The 15,425-nt window shown below is 61.0% G+C and carries 14 protein-coding genes; all 14 read right to left on the reverse strand.

The annotated features are described in order from the left end of the window. Positions 1–135: 135 nt before the first annotated feature. Positions 136–531, reverse strand: coding sequence for a DUF2802 domain-containing protein (locus tag J5M66_RS07115; protein ID WP_016771049.1), 396 nt, complete (start codon positions 529–531; stop codon positions 136–138). Between the two features lies 1 nt (position 532). After that, positions 533–1,018, reverse strand: coding sequence for a chemotaxis protein CheW (locus tag J5M66_RS07120; protein ID WP_016771050.1), 486 nt, complete (start codon positions 1,016–1,018; stop codon positions 533–535). Positions 1,019–1,108: 90 nt separating this feature from the next. After that, positions 1,109–2,062, reverse strand: a complete 954-nt coding sequence (locus J5M66_RS07125) for a CheW domain-containing protein (RefSeq protein WP_016771051.1) — start codon at positions 2,060–2,062, stop codon at positions 1,109–1,111. Positions 2,063–2,180: 118 nt separating this feature from the next. Continuing rightward, complete coding sequence (locus tag J5M66_RS07130) at positions 2,181–2,969, reverse strand: ParA family protein (protein WP_039763606.1); 789 nt, start codon at positions 2,967–2,969, stop codon at positions 2,181–2,183. Between the two features lie 43 nt (positions 2,970–3,012). Continuing rightward, the gene (motD, locus tag J5M66_RS07135) at positions 3,013–3,903 is read right to left on the reverse strand and encodes a flagellar motor protein MotD (protein WP_016771054.1); all 891 of its coding nucleotides are present in this window, start codon (positions 3,901–3,903) and stop codon (positions 3,013–3,015) included. A 12-nt stretch (positions 3,904–3,915) separates the two neighbouring features. Further along, entirely contained in the window at positions 3,916–4,656 is a 741-nt protein-coding gene (locus J5M66_RS07140) for a flagellar motor protein (RefSeq protein WP_016771055.1), read from the reverse strand. Beyond that, positions 4,656–5,795 carry a chemotaxis response regulator protein-glutamate methylesterase gene (locus J5M66_RS07145; protein WP_024012120.1) on the reverse strand — a complete coding sequence of 380 codons (1,140 nt, stop codon included), beginning with the start codon at positions 5,793–5,795 and terminating at the stop codon, positions 4,656–4,658. The genes J5M66_RS07140 and J5M66_RS07145 overlap by 1 nt, the downstream gene beginning before the upstream one ends. Positions 5,796–5,844: 49 nt before the next feature. After that, positions 5,845–8,124, reverse strand: a complete 2,280-nt coding sequence (locus J5M66_RS07150; protein WP_207807453.1) for a chemotaxis protein CheA — start codon at positions 8,122–8,124, stop codon at positions 5,845–5,847. Between the two features lie 53 nt (positions 8,125–8,177). Further along, a complete protein-coding gene (locus tag J5M66_RS07155; RefSeq protein WP_016771058.1) occupies positions 8,178–8,966 on the reverse strand; it encodes a protein phosphatase CheZ in 789 nt (262 codons plus the stop codon). An 18-nt stretch (positions 8,967–8,984) separates the two neighbouring features. Beyond that, positions 8,985–9,356: a chemotaxis response regulator CheY gene (locus tag J5M66_RS07160; RefSeq protein WP_024012118.1), complete on the reverse strand. Its 372-nt coding sequence runs from the start codon at positions 9,354–9,356 to the stop codon at positions 8,985–8,987. 167 nt (positions 9,357–9,523) lie between these two features. Next, entirely contained in the window at positions 9,524–10,264 is a 741-nt protein-coding gene (fliA, locus tag J5M66_RS07165; RefSeq protein WP_016771059.1) for an RNA polymerase sigma factor FliA, read from the reverse strand. After that, a complete protein-coding gene (gene fleN / locus J5M66_RS07170) occupies positions 10,261–11,091 on the reverse strand; it encodes a flagellar synthesis regulator FleN (protein ID WP_016771060.1) in 831 nt (276 codons plus the stop codon). Before fleN ends, fliA begins: the two co-directional genes overlap by 4 nt. A gap of 116 nt (positions 11,092–11,207) precedes the next feature. Next, on the reverse strand, positions 11,208–12,548 hold the full coding sequence (gene flhF, locus J5M66_RS07175) for a flagellar biosynthesis protein FlhF (protein WP_024012117.1): 1,341 nt from the start codon (positions 12,546–12,548) through the stop codon (positions 11,208–11,210). Between the two features lie 11 nt (positions 12,549–12,559). Further along, complete coding sequence (flhA, locus tag J5M66_RS07180; protein WP_016771062.1) at positions 12,560–14,689, reverse strand: flagellar biosynthesis protein FlhA; 2,130 nt, start codon at positions 14,687–14,689, stop codon at positions 12,560–12,562. Positions 14,690–15,425 lie beyond the last annotated feature (736 nt).

Below are 15,425 nucleotides of genomic sequence, written 5' to 3' on the forward strand. Positions count from 1 at the left end.
GCCGCCCGTGACGCTCCGCGTCACATTTCACAGGCGGAACGCGGAGCGTCCCAGGATGCGTTCCCACGCAGAGCGTGGGAACGATCTTTTGATCTAGCTTGCCGCTTGAAGCTTGAAGCTTGAAGCTTGAAGCTTCTAGCTGCCCTTGTGCAACTTGCGCATCAACTCAGCCTCAGCCTGGGTCAAGCCGCAAGACTGAGTCAGTTCATCGACGCTGGCGCCCATGCCCACCAGTTTAGCCGCCTGGGCGAATGACAGGCTCGACGGGTCGCGTTGTTCCAGTGCAACGATCTTGTCCGGCAACGGGCTCACCACCGCGCGCAACTCGTGCAGGGCTTCGCCCATGCGCACGTTGCCGTTCTGGTAGTCGTCGACGCGTTTGGCCAGTTCCTTGATGCGCTGATCACGCAGCGCGTCGCCCTGAGCCTGCTGCGCAGCGATCACCCGCTGCGCCTTGATGTACGAGACGAACATCGCCAGCGTACCGGCCCAGAACAGGAACAGAACAATTACCGCAACCTCGAGAATCAAATCAGATGCTCTCCAGTTCCGACCATTCTTCTTCGCTCATCATCTTGTCCAGCTCGACCAGAATCAGCAGTTCGTTGTTCTTGTTGCACACGCCCTGGATGAACTTGGCCGACTCTTCGTTACCGACGTTCGGCGCGGTTTCGATTTCCGACTGACGCAGGTAAACCACTTCGGCGACGCTGTCGACCATGATGCCGACGACTTGCTTGTCGGCTTCGATGATGACGATACGGGTGTTGTCGCTGATCTCGCCGCTGTGCAGGCCGAAGCGCTGACGGGTGTCGATCACGGTGACCACGTTGCCGCGCAGGTTGATGATGCCCAGCACGTAGCTCGGTGCACCCGGCACCGGCGCGATCTCGGTGTAGCGCAGCACTTCCTGCACGCGCATCACGTTGATGCCGTAGGTTTCGTTATCCAGTTTGAAGGTCACCCATTGCAGGATCGGATCTTCAGAACCTTTTGCATTCGACGCCTGACTACTCATACCCTGACCCCTCGAAAAAACCGCCCCGGGCGGTGTGTGTTCTGTGTGGTGGCACTGGAAAATGCCATCGCCTGATTGTTATGTCGGCTGCTATGTCGGTTTATGTAGCGGCTTGTTGCCACTCAAGTGCTTTGCCCCGCCGCTGGCGATCAACTCGGCCAGTGCGGATACGTCAAGCAATGCACACATGTGCTCGATCACGGTGCCGGCGAGCCATGGCCGCTGACCCCGGTGACTTCTCCATTTGATTTCATTCGGGTCCAGGCGCAACGAGCGGCTGACCTGATGCACCGCCAGCCCCCACTCGTAACCTTGTACCGAAATCACGTATTGCAGGCCCTGCCGGAAGTCATCGCGGTAACGATCCGGCATGACCCAACGCGCGGTGTCCAAGACTTTCAGATTGCCGGCCTGGCTCGGCAGAATCCCGAGGAACCACTCCGGCTGACCAAACAGCGGCGTCAGCTCGTGGCCGGCCAGCGAATAGATCGAGCCGAGGCACACCAGCGGCACCGCCAGGGTCAGCCCGGCAACATCGAACAGCAAGCATTCGAAGGCTTCGGCAGCCCAGGCCGGACGGCCATCGGGCTCGACCGGTGGCGGCGGGTTGTTCGGCGGCAGGTGCACTTCCACCAGCGGCGGGACCAGCACCTGCGGCTCAGCAATCTGCGGCGCGGGTTCTGGCTCCGGTTCGGATTCCGGCACGGTCAATAATTGTGTTTGCAGCAGCGGCGCCAGTGTCGACAGTGGCGCGCGCGGTTCGTCGATCAGCGCCACCGGTGCTTTGGCCACGGGGGCAGCAGCAGGCGCGGCAATCGGAGCGACGGATTTCTGCGCGTCACGGGCCTGCTCTTCCAGCACCGCGGCCTGGAACTCGTCCATGGCCTCGGTGCTTTCCACCACTTCAGGCTGCGCCTGTTCGACGACTGGCGGCAGTACTTCGACCGGCGCAGGCAAGTCCTCGGGCAAGTCGAGCAGCAGGTCTTCCAGATAGGACTGCAAGGCCTGTTGCGGACGTGAAGTCAGCTTCACCGGCCGGTTCATGCGCGACTCCCTGTAGGAGCTGCCGAAGGCTGCGATCTTTTGATCTTTTCAGGAGCACTGACAGGCCAGATCAAAAGATCGCAGCCTTCGGCAGCTCCTACACGAATAAGGATCATGCTCAGGCCACCTGCGGAACAAGTTGCTGCGCGAGCAGGTGCTTGAGCAGCGCGCGGTAGGCCAGCACGCCACGGCTCTTGCCGTCGAATTGCGAAGGCGTGACGCCCGCCCGGCTGGCGTCGCGCAGACGGGTATCGACCGGGATGTAGCCGTGCCAGATGTCTTCGGGGAATTTGTCACGCAGCACGCGCAAGGTGCCCATCGACGCCTGCGTGCGGCGGTCGAACAAAGTCGGCACGATGCTGAACGGCAACGGCTGTTTGCGCGAACGATTGATCATCGCCAGGGTGTTGACCATGCGCTCCAGACCTTTCACGGCGAGGTGCTCGGTCTGCACCGGGATCACCAATTGCTGGCTCGCCGCGAGAGCGTTGACCATCAGCACACCGAGCAACGGCGGGCTGTCGATGATCGCGTAATCGAAGTCCTGCCACAGTTGCGCCAGACTCTTGGCGATCACCAGACCCAGGCCACTCTGCCCCGGCGACTGGCGCTCAAGGGTGGCCAGTGCGGTGCTCGATGGCAGCAGGGAAATGCGTTCGTCGCTGGTCGACAACAGCAACTGCCCCGGCAGGCCTTGCGGCACGCTGCCCTTGTGCAGAAACAGGTCGTAGTTGCTGTGTTCCAGGCTGTCGGGGTCGTAGCCGAAATAGCTGGTCATCGAGCCGTGCGGGTCGAGATCGACCACAACCACGCGCTTGCCCGCCTCGGCCAGCAATCCGGCTAAAGCGATGGAGGATGTGGTTTTACCGACACCACCCTTTTGATTGGCGACTGCCCAGACTCTCATTCAGTTCGTTCCTCCCGGCCAGGTTGATTGACCGAGACATGCTTCAGCGTGTTAATGCGGGCGACGGAGAATTGACGGCACTCTCGCGTCCCGGCGTCTTGACCGGGGTCGGTGCAGTTTGTGTGCCAGCGCGCTTCAACGCCGCATCAGGTTGCGCATTGGCGGTTCCGGTGCCCGTCAGGCTGCGGCGCACATCGAGATTGCGCGACACCACCAGCACCACTCGACGGTTCTTCGCCCGGCCTTCGACCGTGGCGTTGTTGGCCACTGGCTGGAATTCGCCGTAGCCCACCGACGCCAGTCGCCCAGGGTTCACGCCCTGCATGGCGAGCATGCGCACGATGCTCGCCGAGCGCGCCGAGGACAGTTCCCAGTTGGTCGGGTACTGCGCGGTGCGGATCGGTTGATCGTCGGTGAAGCCTTCGACGTGGATCGGGTTGTCGAACGGTTTGAGGATCGCCGCGACCTTGTCGATGATGTTGAACGCGATGTCGCTCGGCATGGCGTCGCCGCTGCCAAACAACAGGCTGGAATTGAGCTCGATCTCGACCCACAACTCGTTGCCGCGCACGGTCATCTGGTTGGAGCTGATCAGATCACCGAAGGCGGCGCTGATGTCATCGGCGATGCTTTTCAGCGGGTCGCTGGCCCCGGAAATACCGGCGTCGACCTGCTCGGCATCCTTGACCAGCGGCTTGGCCGGGGTCACGGTTTTCGGTCGTTCGTCGCCGATCGGAATCGGTTTGAGCGAGCGGTCGGAGTCGGTAAACACGCCGATCAGCGCTTCGGAAATGACTTTGTACTTGCCTTCGTTGATCGACGAGATCGAGTACATCACCACGAAAAACGCGAACAGCAAAGTGATGAAATCCGCGTAGGACACGAGCCAGCGCTCGTGATTGACGTGTTCTTCCTGGTGGCGACGACGAGCCATGAGGTTATTCCCTTAGTCCATGAAGCCTTGCAGCTTCAACTCAATGGAACGAGGGTTTTCACCTTCGGCGATCGACAGAATTCCTTCCAGCAACATTTCGCGATAACGCGACTGCCGCAACGCGATGGACTTGAGCTTGGCCGCGACCGGCAAGAGGATCAGGTTGGCACTGGCCACGCCATAGATGGTCGCGACGAACGCCACGGCAATGCCGTTACCCAGTTGCGACGGATCAGCGAGGTTGCCCATCACGTGAATCAGGCCCATCACCGCACCGATGATGCCGATGGTCGGCGCGTAGCCGCCCATGCTTTCGAACACCTTGGCCGCTTCGATATCACGGGATTCCTGGGTGTAGAAATCCACTTCGAGAATGCTGCGAATCGCCTCCGGCTCGGCGCCGTCGACCAGCAGTTGCAGACCCTTGCGCGAGTAGCTGTCAGGTTCAGCGTCGGCCACGCCTTCGAGGCCGAGCAGGCCTTCCTTGCGCGCCGTCAGGCTCCAATTGACTACGCGGTCGATGCCGCCGGCCAGGTCGACACGCGGCGGAAAGAAGATCCAGCCGAGAATCTGCATAGCGCGCTTGAACGCGCTCATCGGCGATTGCAGCAGCGCAGCACCGACCGTGCCGCCCAGTACGATCAGCGCCGCCGGGCCGTTGGCCAGCGCGCCGAGGTGGCCGCCTTCAAGGTAGTTGCCGCCGATGATGGCGACGAACGCCATGATGAGGCCGATAAGGCTGAGAACATCCATCAGATACACGCCTCGACGATGTGCTTGCCGATGTCGTCCAGACCGTACACCGCGTCAGCCAGATCGGCTTTGACGATGGCCATCGGCATGCCGTAGATCACGCAGCTTGCTTCGTCCTGCGCCCACACCGAACTGCCGCCCTGCTTGAGCAGACGCGCGCCTTCGCGGCCGTCGGCGCCCATGCCGGTCAGCACCACTGCCAGAACTTTGTCACCGTAGGATTTCGCCGCCGAACCGAAAGTGATGTCCACGCACGGCTTGTAATTCAAACGTTCGTCACCCGGCAGAATCTTCACCGCGCCACGGCCGTCGATCATCATCTGCTTGCCACCCGGCGCCAACAGCGCCAGGCCCGGACGCAGGATGTCGCCATCCTCGGCTTCCTTGACGCTGATACGGCAGAGCTTGTCGAGACGTTCGGCAAACGCTTTGGTGAACGCCGCCGGCATGTGCTGGATCAGCACGATCGGCGCCGGGAAGTTCGCCGGCAACTGCGTCAGTACGCGTTGCAGCGCAACCGGGCCGCCAGTCGAAGTACCGATGGCTACCAGTTTGTAGGCTTTGCGTTTCGGTGCTGGCGACGAAGCGCTGGCAGCGGATGCACGGGCAGGCGCTGGCGCCGGACGTGCCGGGACAGGGCTGCTGTGGCTCGTGTGGCTGCCGTAGCTCGACGCTGCCGGAGCAGGCGCTGGCGCTGGCGCAGCGGCGGGAGCCGGCGCGCTGTAGGCACTGAAACGACGATTGCTGCGCGAGATGCTGTGGACTTTCTCGCACAGCAGTTGCTTGACCTTCTCGGGATTGCGCGAAATGTCTTCGAAATTCTTCGGCAGGAAATCCACCGCGCCGGCGTCCAGCGCATCGAGGGTTACCCGTGCACCTTCATGCGTGAGCGAGGAGAACATCAACACCGGGGTCGGGCAGCGCTGCATGATGTGCCGCACTGCCGTGATGCCGTCCATCATCGGCATCTCGTAGTCCATGGTGATCACGTCAGGCTTGAGGGCCATGGCCTGATCGATCGCCTCTTTACCGTTGGTGGCCGTGCCGACCACCTGGATGCTCGGATCCGCCGAAAGAATTTCCGAGACGCGGCGGCGGAAAAAACCCGAATCGTCCACCACCAGGACTTTGACTGCCATAAACACTCCATTAGGTGCAGCGGCGCGTCATCGCGCCGCCGCCCCGGATTCAAATACGCTTTGTGGCGTAACGCTTGAGCATGCTTGGAACATCGAGAATCAGCGCAATGCGGCCGTCACCGGTGATGGTGGCGCCGGACATGCCCGGAGTCCCCTGGAGCATTTTGCCCAATGGCTTGATGACCACTTCTTCCTGGCCGACCAGTTGATCGACGACGAAGCCGATCCGCTGAGTGCCCACCGAAAGAATCACCACATGGCCTTCGCGCTGCTCTTCGTGAGCGGCGGAGCTGACCAGCCAGCGCTTGAGGTAGAACAATGGCAGCGCCTTGTCGCGCACGATCACCACTTCCTGACCGTCGACGACGTTGGTGGTCGACAGGTCGAGGTGGAAGATTTCGTTGACGTTGACCAGCGGGAACGCGAACGCCTGATTGCCGAGCATGACCATCAGCGTCGGCATGATCGCCAGGGTCAGCGGCACCTTGATGACGATCTTCGAGCCCTGGCCCTTGGTCGAGTAGATGTTGATCGAACCGTTGAGCTGGGAAATCTTGGTCTTCACCACGTCCATGCCGACACCACGGCCGGACACGTCGGAGATCTCGGTCTTGGTCGAGAAACCCGGGGCGAAGATCAGGTTGTAGCACTCGGTATCGCTCAGGCGATCGGCCGCGTCCTTGTCCATCACACCGCGTTTTACCGCGATCGAACGCAGGACGTTCGGGTCCATGCCTTTGCCGTCGTCGGAGATCGACAGCAGGATATGGTCGCCTTCCTGCTCGGCCGCCAGCACCACGCGACCGCCACGGGCCTTGCCCGATGCTTCGCGTTCTTCCGGCGATTCGATGCCATGGTCAACGGCGTTGCGCACCAAGTGGACCAGCGGGTCGGCCAGAGCCTCGACAAGGTTTTTGTCGAGGTCGGTTTCTTCACCCACCAGTTCCAGGTTGATTTCTTTCTTGAGCTGACGTGCGAGGTCGCGAACCAGACGCGGGAAGCGCCCGAAGACCTTCTTGATCGGCTGCATCCGCGTCTTCATCACGGCGGTCTGCAGGTCAGCGGTGACCACGTCGAGGTTCGACACGGCCTTGGACATGGCTTCGTCGCCGCTGTTGAGGCCCAGACGCACCAGACGGTTACGCACCAGCACCAGCTCGCCGACCATGTTCATGATCTCGTCGAGCCGCGCGGTATCGACGCGCACGGTGGTTTCCGCTTCGCTGGCCGGTTTTTCTGCCGGCGCAGCGGCTGGCGCACGGGCCGCAGCCGGTGCAGCAGCGGCGGCCGGTTTCGGCGCCTCGGCTTTCGGTTCAGGCTTGGCGGCAGGTTTCGGCGCAGCAGCGGCAGCCGGAGCTTTCGCCGCTGGCGTGGCGACGCTCGACGCAGAGCCGGCAGTCGCAGCGCTAGCGTCAAACTTGCCTTTGCCGTGCAATTCGTCGAGCAGCGATTCGAATTCGTGATCGCTGATCAGGTCACTGCCGGCCGCAGCGGCTGCCGGTGCAGCAGGTGCGGCCGGGGCCGAAGCGATGGCCGATTCCAGCGCGTCAACGGCGAAGTTGCCCTTGCCGTGCAACTGATCGAGCAAGGCTTCGAATTCGTCGTCGGTGATGTCCGAGCTGTCGCCAGCAGCAGGTGCGGCCGGAGCAGCCGGCGCTGCTGGTGCCGCCGGAGCGACCGCATCGACAGCAAACTGGCCTTTGCCATGCAGTTGATCGAGCAGCGATTCAAACTCGGCGTCGGTGATTTCATCGCTGGCCGCCGTGTCGGCAACCGGCGCGGGCGCCACAGCAGCGGCCGGAGCCTCGGCCTGGGCCTTGACGGCGTTCAGTGAGTCCAGCAGTTGTTCGAATTCGTTATCGGTGATGTCTTCCGATGCGCTTTCGGCGACCGGTTCTGCCACCGCTTCTACTGGTGCGGCAACGGCTTCATCCGCCGATTGCGGCTCGGCCAGACGCGCCAGCGCGGCCAGCAGTTCCGGCGTGGCAGCGGTGATCGGTGCACGTTCACGGACTTCGCTGAACATGCTGTTCACCGCGTCCAGTGCTTCGAGCACCACGTCCATCAGTTCTGCATCAACGCGACGCTCACCCTTGCGCAGGATGTCGAACACGTTTTCGGCGATGTGACAGCACTCCACCAGCTCATTGAGCTGAAGGAAGCCGGCGCCCCCTTTTACAGTGTGGAAACCGCGAAAAATTGCATTGAGCAGATCTGCATCATCCGGACGGCTTTCCAGCTCGACCAGTTGTTCGGACAGTTGCTCAAGAATCTCGCCGGCCTCAACCAGGAAATCCTGAAGGATCTCTTCATCGGCGCCGAAGCTCATTAATGGGGTGCTCCTACAGGTCTAAAAACCCAAAAAACCCGAATTCCGAAACTCTAGAATCCAAGGCTGGATAACAAATCGTCCACATCGTCCTGACCGGACACAACGTCTTCTCGTTTATCGGCATGAATCTGCGGACCTTCACCCTGCGAGAGATGTTTTTGTGGATCTTTTTCAGCAAGCATTGCGGCGCGGTCATGTTCGATGCCCGCAAAGCGGTCGACCTGACTGGCCATGAGCACGAGTTTGAGCAGATTGCTTTCGACTTCGGTGACCAGTTGGGTCACACGCTTGATCACTTGACCTGTGAGGTCCTGGTAATCCTGAGCCAGCAGGATGTCGTTGAGATTGCTCGACACCGCACGGTTGTCCGTGCTGCTGCGTGACAGAAAACCGTCGACCCGGCGCGCCAGTTCGCGGAACTCTTCAGCCCCGACCTCGCGACGCATGAAGCGGCCCCAATCGGCGCTCAACGTCTGCGCTTCATCAGCGAGACTGTTGACCACCGGCGTGGCGCTTTCCACCAGATCCATGGTGCGGTTGGCCGCGGCTTCCGTCAGCTTGACCACATAGCCCAGGCGTTCGGTGGCGTCGGTGATTTGCGACACTTCCTCGGCCTGCGGCATGTGCGGATCGATCTGGAAATTGACGATCGCACTGTGCAGTTCACGTGTGAGCTTGCCCACTTCCTGATACAGGCCGCGGTCACGGGTCTGATTGAGCTCATGGATCAGTTGCACCGCGTCGCCGAACTTGCCTTTTTCAAGGCTCTCGACCAGTTCGACCGCGTGTTTTTTCAGGGTCGATTCGAAATCGCCCTGTGATGATTCGTTATGCTCCATAGCTCCCCCGCGCATTCATCAGCCGATGCGTTCGAAAATCTTCTCGATTTTGTCTTTCAACGCTTGAGCCGTGAAAGGTTTGACTACGTAACCGTTCACACCGGCCTGAGCGGCCTCGATGATCTGCTCGCGCTTGGCTTCAGCAGTCACCATCAACACCGGGAGGTGCTTGAGTTTTTCATCGGCGCGCACGTGACGCAGCAGGTCGATACCGGTCATGCCCGGCATGTTCCAGTCCGTTACCAGAAAGTCGATGCTGCCGCTGTTGAGCACCGGAATGGCAGTGGTGCCATCGTCGGCCTCGACGGTGTTGGTGAACCCAAGATCGCGCAGCAGGTTCTTGATGATCCGCCGCATCGTTGAGAAGTCATCAACGATGAGGATTTTCATGTCTTTGTTCAATTCGACCTCCAAGCAGTCTTAAACGCGCCCAGCACCTGGACGCGCCACTTCAATCAATCGGCATAGCACTCGAAGTTTGTCTGGAGCACAACGGATCGAGACCGGCGCCGTTCATCACCGCACCAGCCTCGTTTCGCAGTGTCCCCACACTGCCTTCAGCGCGCTCGCCACTCCCCCAAACGCCCCCGCAGACGGGCCGCGCACTGGCTGTGTAACTGGCTGACCCGCGATTCACTGACGCCAAGGACTTCACCGATTTCCTTGAGGTTCAGCTCTTCGTCGTAGTACAGCGCCAACACCAGTCGCTCACGCTCCGGCAAATTGGCAATCGCGTCCGCCAGCGCCGCCTGGAAGCGTTCATCTTCCAGATCGCGTGACGGCTCCATATGAGCACTCGCGCCATCCTCGTGCAGCCCTTCGTGTTCGCCGTCCTGCAACAGGTCGTCGAAACTGAACAGGCGACTGCCCAAGGTGTCATTCAGAATCCCGTAGTAATCGTCGAGACTCAATTGGAGTTCGGCCGCAACCTCGTGATCTTTAGCGTCACGGCCGGTTTTAGCTTCAATCGAGCGAATCGCGTCGCTGACCATCCTGGTATTGCGGTGAACCGAGCGTGGCGCCCAATCCCCTTTGCGCACTTCATCGAGCATCGCGCCGCGGATTCGAATGCCCGCGTACGTTTCGAAACTGGCGCCTTTGCTGGCGTCGTATTTGGTCGAGACTTCGAGCAAACCGATCATCCCGGCCTGGATCAGGTCTTCGACCTGCACGCTGGCCGGCAGGCGCGCCAGCAAGTGATAGGCAATGCGCTTGACCAGTGGCGCGTAGCGCTCGATCAATTCGTATTGCGCGTCACGCGCCGACTTTTTGTAAAGATTCATGCCACTGGCGGTCATATCACAGGCCCTGCGGTTTGCTGCACGAGACGCTCGACGAAAAATTCCAGATGCCCGCGCGGGTTGGCCGGCAGCGGCCAGGTGTCGACCTTCTGGGCGATGGCCTTGAAGGCCAGCGCGCACTTGGAACGGGGAAAGGCTTCGTAGACGGCGCGCTGCTTCTGCACTGCCTTGCGCACGCTTTCGTCGTACGGCACGGCGCCGACGTATTGTAGGGCGACGTCGAGGAAGCGATCCGTGACCTTGGTCAACTTGGCGAACAGGTTGCGCCCTTCCTGCGGGCTCTGCGCCATGTTGGCCAGCACGCGGAAGCGGTTCATGCCGTAATCGCGGTTGAGCAACTTGATCAGCGCGTAAGCGTCGGTGATAGAAGTAGGCTCGTCGCAGACCACCAGCAACACTTCCTGGGCGGCGCGTACGAAACTGACTACCGAGTCACCAATACCCGCAGCGGTGTCGATCACCAGCACGTCGAGATTGTCGCCGATGTCGCTGAACGCCTGGATCAGGCCGGCGTGTTGCGCCGGGCTCAGGTGCACCATGCTCTGCGTGCCGGAGGCCGCCGGCACGATGCGAATCCCGCCCGGGCCCTGCAACAGCACGTCGCGCAGTTCGCAACGGCCTTCGATAACGTCGGCCAGTGTGCGCTTGGGTGTCAGCCCCAGCAGAACGTCGACGTTCGCCAGGCCCAGGTCGGCGTCCAGCAGCATGACCCGACGGCCAAGCTCTGCCAGCGCCAGCGACAAGTTCACTGACACGTTAGTCTTGCCGACGCCACCTTTGCCGCCGGTCACCGCGATCACCTGTACGGGATGCATGCTGCCCATGTTATTTCTTTACCTTGTCTTGCATAGACGGAGGCCACATTACTGGCTGCGCGTTCCTGATCGGAACAATGCGTGGCAGACCATCGATGTAGGTACAAAAACTGTTCATGATTACCTCAGCCAACCTGCTTGGTCGGGCTGTGATAGATATCAGCGAACATGTCAGCCATGGCTTCTTCGCTGGGTTCTTCCTGCATTTGCACGCTGACGGCGCGGCTGACCAGCTGATGACGACGCGGCAGATGCAAATCATCCGGAATCCGTGGGCCATCGGTCAGGTACGCGACCGGCAATTCATGACTGATCGCCAGGCTCAACACTTCGCCGAGACTGGCCGTTTCATCCAGTTTAGTCAGGATGCAGCCGGCCAGCCCGCAACGCTTGTAACTGTGATAAGCGGCGGTTAGAACCTGTTTCTGGCTGGTGGTTGCCAGGACCAGATAATTTTTTGAGCGAATGCCACGCCCGGCCAGGCTCTCGAGCTGCATGCGCAACGCCGGATCACTGGCTTGCAGGCCGGCAGTATCGATCAAAACCACGCGTTTGCGTAGCAGTGGATCCAATGCCTGCACCAGCGACTGACCCGGATCGACGTGCGTTACCGGCACGTTGAGGATGCGCCCGAGGGTTTTCAGTTGTTCCTGCGCGCCGATGCGGAAGCTGTCCATGCTCACCAGTGCAACGTTCTGCGCGCCGTACTTGAGCACGTAACGCGCGGCGAGCTTGGCCAGCGTGGTGGTCTTGCCCATGCCGGCGGGGCCGACCATGGCAATCACACCGCCCTCTTCCAGCGGCTCGACTTCCGGTACGGCAATCATCCGCGCCAGGTGCGCGAGCAGCATGCGCCAGGCCTGACGGGGTTCTTCGATATCGGTGATCATCGCCAACAGATCGCGCGACAGCGGGCCGGACAGGCCGATGCGCTGCAGACGGCGATACAGATTGGCCTGGGCCGGACGGCTGCCTTGCAACTGATTCCAGGCCAGGGTGCCGAGCTGCACTTCCATCAGCTCGCGCAGGCTGTTCAATTCAAAACGCATCGAATCCAGCGCACGCGGATCGACACCCGCCGAGGCCTGCGCAGGCGCTGCGGCCGGGCGCGTCGGTGCGGCGTAGGTCGGCTCGCTCAGCGGCTCGGCAGCAGTCAGCGGCAGGCCTGCGGTCAACGGCAGCCCGGCGAACAACTGCTGATTGGTGTTGCCGTCGGCTTCGCCACGCAGGCTCAGCTCGGCCTGGGCGGTGACGATGCGCGACTGGGTCTTGCGCAGCTCGTCTTCGAGTTCCATGTTCGGAACCCTTGGCGCCAGCGCCGACAGTTTGTAATCCAGAGCCGCCGTCAACTCGACGCCGCCGGCAATGCGGCGGTTGCCGATGATGGCGGCATCAGCGCCCAGCTCATCGCGAACCAGCTTCATGGCCTGACGCATATCGGCGGCGAAAAAACGCTTAACTTGCATAAACCACTACCTCAGCCGTTGGGCCCTACTGTCGCAACGATGGTCACTTGCTTGTTGTCCGGTACTTCCTGGTAGGCCAGCACATGCAGGCCTGGCACTGCGAGGCGGCCGAAGCGCGAGAGCATCGCGCGAATCGGGCCTGCCACCAGCAGGATCACCGGTTGGCCTTGCATTTCCTGCCGCTGAGCCGCTTCGATTAACGAACGTTGCAGCTTCTCGGCCATGCTCGGCTCCAGCAGAACGCCCTCTTCCGAGCCTTGTCCTGCCTTCTGCAGACTATTGAGCAATATCTGTTCCAACCTTGGTTCCAATGTGATTACAGGCAGCTCGGACTCAGTGCCTACAATGCTTTGGACGATTGCACGGGATACGCCGACCCGCACAGCGGCGACCAGCGCGGCGGTATCTTGACTCTTGGCAGCGTTGTTCGCGATCGCCTCGGCGATGCTGCGGATGTCGCGCACCGGCACGTGCTCGGCGAGCAGCGCTTGCAGAACTTTGAGCAACTGCGACAGCGAAACCACGCCCGGCACCAGCTCTTCCGCCAGTTTCGGCGAGCTCTTGGCCAGCAATTGCATGAGTTGCTGCACTTCCTCGTGGCCGATCAGCTCACTGGAGTGCTTGTACAGAATCTGGTTCAAGTGGGTGGCGACCACGGTGCTGGCGTCGACCACGGTGTAGCCGAGCGATTGCGCCTGGGCGCGCTGGCTGATTTCGATCCACACCGCCTCGAGGCCGAAAGCCGGATCTTTGGCGTTGATCCCGTTGAGCGAGCCGTACACCTGGCCCGGATTGATCGCCAGTTCGCGATCCGGGTAGATCTCGGCCTCGGCGAGAATCACGCCCATCAGCGTCAAGCGATACGCGCTCGGCGCCAGATCAAGGTTGTCGCGGATGTGCACGGTCGGCATCAGGAAGCCCAGATCCTGCGAGAGCTTCTTGCGCACGCCCTTGATCCGCGCGAGCAATTGCCCACCCTGATTGCGGTCCACCAGCGGAATCAGGCGATAGCCGACCTCCAGGCCGATCATGTCGATCGGCGTCACGTCGTCCCAGCCCAGCTCCTTGGTTTCCATGGCGCGGGCCGGCGACGGCAGCAGTTCCTGCTGACGCTTGACCTCTTCCAGCGCCACGACCTTGGCGACGTTCTGCTTTTTCCAGAACAGGTACGCGCCGCCCGCAGCCAGCGCCGCCATGCTCAGGAAGGAGAAGTGCGGCATGCCTGGCACCAGGCCCATCACCGCCATCAAACCTGCGGCCACGGCCAGCGCTTTAGGCGAGGCGAACATCTGGCGGTTGATCTGCTTGCCCATGTCTTCCGAGCCGGAAGCACGGGTCACCATGATCGCCGCTGCTGTAGATAACAACAGTGATGGCAATTGCGCCACTAAACCGTCACCGATGGTCAGCAAGGCGTAAACCTTGCCCGCATCGCCGAAGCTCATGCCGTGCTGGAAGATACCAACCGCCATGCCGCCAATGAGGTTGATGAACAGAATCAGCAGGCCGGCGATCGCGTCACCACGGACGAACTTGCTGGCACCGTCCATCGAACCGTAGAACTCCGCCTCCTGGGCGACTTCCTGACGGCGCGACTTGGCCTGGTTCTGGTCGATCAGGCCGGCGTTGAGGTCGGCGTCGATCGCCATTTGTTTGCCGGGCATCGCATCGAGGGTGAAACGCGCGCTCACCTCGGAAATCCGCCCGGCACCCTTGGTCACCACGACGAAGTTGATGATCATGAGGATCGCGAAGACCACGATACCGACCACGTAGTTACCGCCGATCACCACCTCACCGAAGGCCTGAATCACCTTACCGGCAGCGGCGTGGCCGTCCTGACCGTGGAGCATCACCACCCGCGTCGAGGCCACGTTCAAGGCCAGCCGCAGCAGCGTCGCCACCAGCAGAATGGTCGGGAACACGGCGAAATCCAGCGGCCGCAGCGCATACACGCAGACCAGCAGGACCACGATCGACAGAGCGATGTTGAAGGTAAAGAAGACGTCGAGCAGGAACGGCGGTACCGGCAACATCATCATCGCCAGCATGACCAGCAGCAACAACGGCACGCCCAGATTGCCTCGACTGAGGTCGGCAACGTTGGTGCGTGCTGTATTGAATAACTGAGTGCGATCCACCGGTTTTCCCCGTTCCTTTAAAGCAAACTTTTGACGCCCCGAACGGGCGCAGGGCGGCTATTGCAAGAAGCTTTCCAACTTTTGCCGGGGAATGAAATAGAGCGGTTTTACTTGGGATTATCGACTGATTGGGCTGACCCCTTCGCGAGCAGGCTCGCTCCCACAGTTTGAAATGCATTCCCAATCGGACATTTGGAATACGGCCCCTGTGGGAGCGAGCCTGCTCGCGAAGAGGCCTTCGAATGCGGCGCATTTTTTCGATTTAAACGAAGCTGTTTAAAAGACACCTGCAGACACGGTCTCAAGGCTACAAATCCTTGCGCCATTGCCTACAGCCAAGCCAGAATCCGCCGGCTTGTGCGCTTTGGGGGCGGATTCTATTGTGGTCCGGTCGCTGACGAATCAGCGATCGGGTTTAGCGACTCGAACTCATGTCAAAGGTGCATCAGCGTTCCAGGCTTCGTTGCGGATCTGTATGTTCGCGATTTCGTCATGGTGGCTGTATGCGGGAGACCTTCGGGTCTGCCGGGTGCCTTTGACCGGTTCGCTAACCCGCGTACAGCCGCCACCCTCCCTGTTTAGCGACAGGTTGTAGCGGCTCCACTTCAAAGGAGCTTCACCATGATCAAACCAACACCCAACCCACCCGAAACCGACCCCACCTCCCCCTACGAATCCCTCGACTCAAAAAAACTCCACCAAGCCGCCGACCGCGCCCTCGACCACTACCTCTGCC

The sequence above is a fragment of the Pseudomonas sp. 67(2021) genome, from assembly GCF_017491835.1.
In the GTDB taxonomy this organism is placed as follows: domain Bacteria; phylum Pseudomonadota; class Gammaproteobacteria; order Pseudomonadales; family Pseudomonadaceae; genus Aquipseudomonas; species Aquipseudomonas atacamensis.

Bases quoted from the DNA above. Each gene is read 5' to 3' on its own strand.
- J5M66_RS07120 (WP_016771050.1), bottom strand. From the start codon at position 1,018: ATGAGTAGTCAGGCGTCGAATGCAAAAGGTTCTGAAGATCCGATCCTG.
- J5M66_RS07125 (WP_016771051.1), bottom strand. From the start codon at position 2,062: ATGAACCGGCCGGTGAAGCTGACTTCACGTCCGCAACAGGCCTTGCAG.
- J5M66_RS07130 (WP_039763606.1), bottom strand. From the start codon at position 2,969: ATGAGAGTCTGGGCAGTCGCCAATCAAAAGGGTGGTGTCGGTAAAACC.
- motD (WP_016771054.1), bottom strand. From the start codon at position 3,903: ATGGCTCGTCGTCGCCACCAGGAAGAACACGTCAATCACGAGCGCTGG.
- J5M66_RS07140 (WP_016771055.1), bottom strand. From the start codon at position 4,656: ATGGATGTTCTCAGCCTTATCGGCCTCATCATGGCGTTCGTCGCCATC.
- J5M66_RS07145 (WP_024012120.1), bottom strand. From the start codon at position 5,795: ATGGCAGTCAAAGTCCTGGTGGTGGACGATTCGGGTTTTTTCCGCCGC.
- J5M66_RS07150 (WP_207807453.1), bottom strand. From the start codon at position 8,124: ATGAGCTTCGGCGCCGATGAAGAGATCCTTCAGGATTTCCTGGTTGAG.
- J5M66_RS07155 (WP_016771058.1), bottom strand. From the start codon at position 8,966: ATGGAGCATAACGAATCATCACAGGGCGATTTCGAATCGACCCTGAAA.
- J5M66_RS07160 (WP_024012118.1), bottom strand. From the start codon at position 9,356: ATGAAAATCCTCATCGTTGATGACTTCTCAACGATGCGGCGGATCATC.
- fliA (WP_016771059.1), bottom strand. From the start codon at position 10,264: ATGACCGCCAGTGGCATGAATCTTTACAAAAAGTCGGCGCGTGACGCG.
- fleN (WP_016771060.1), bottom strand. From the start codon at position 11,091: ATGGGCAGCATGCATCCCGTACAGGTGATCGCGGTGACCGGCGGCAAA.
- flhF (WP_024012117.1), bottom strand. From the start codon at position 12,548: ATGCAAGTTAAGCGTTTTTTCGCCGCCGATATGCGTCAGGCCATGAAG.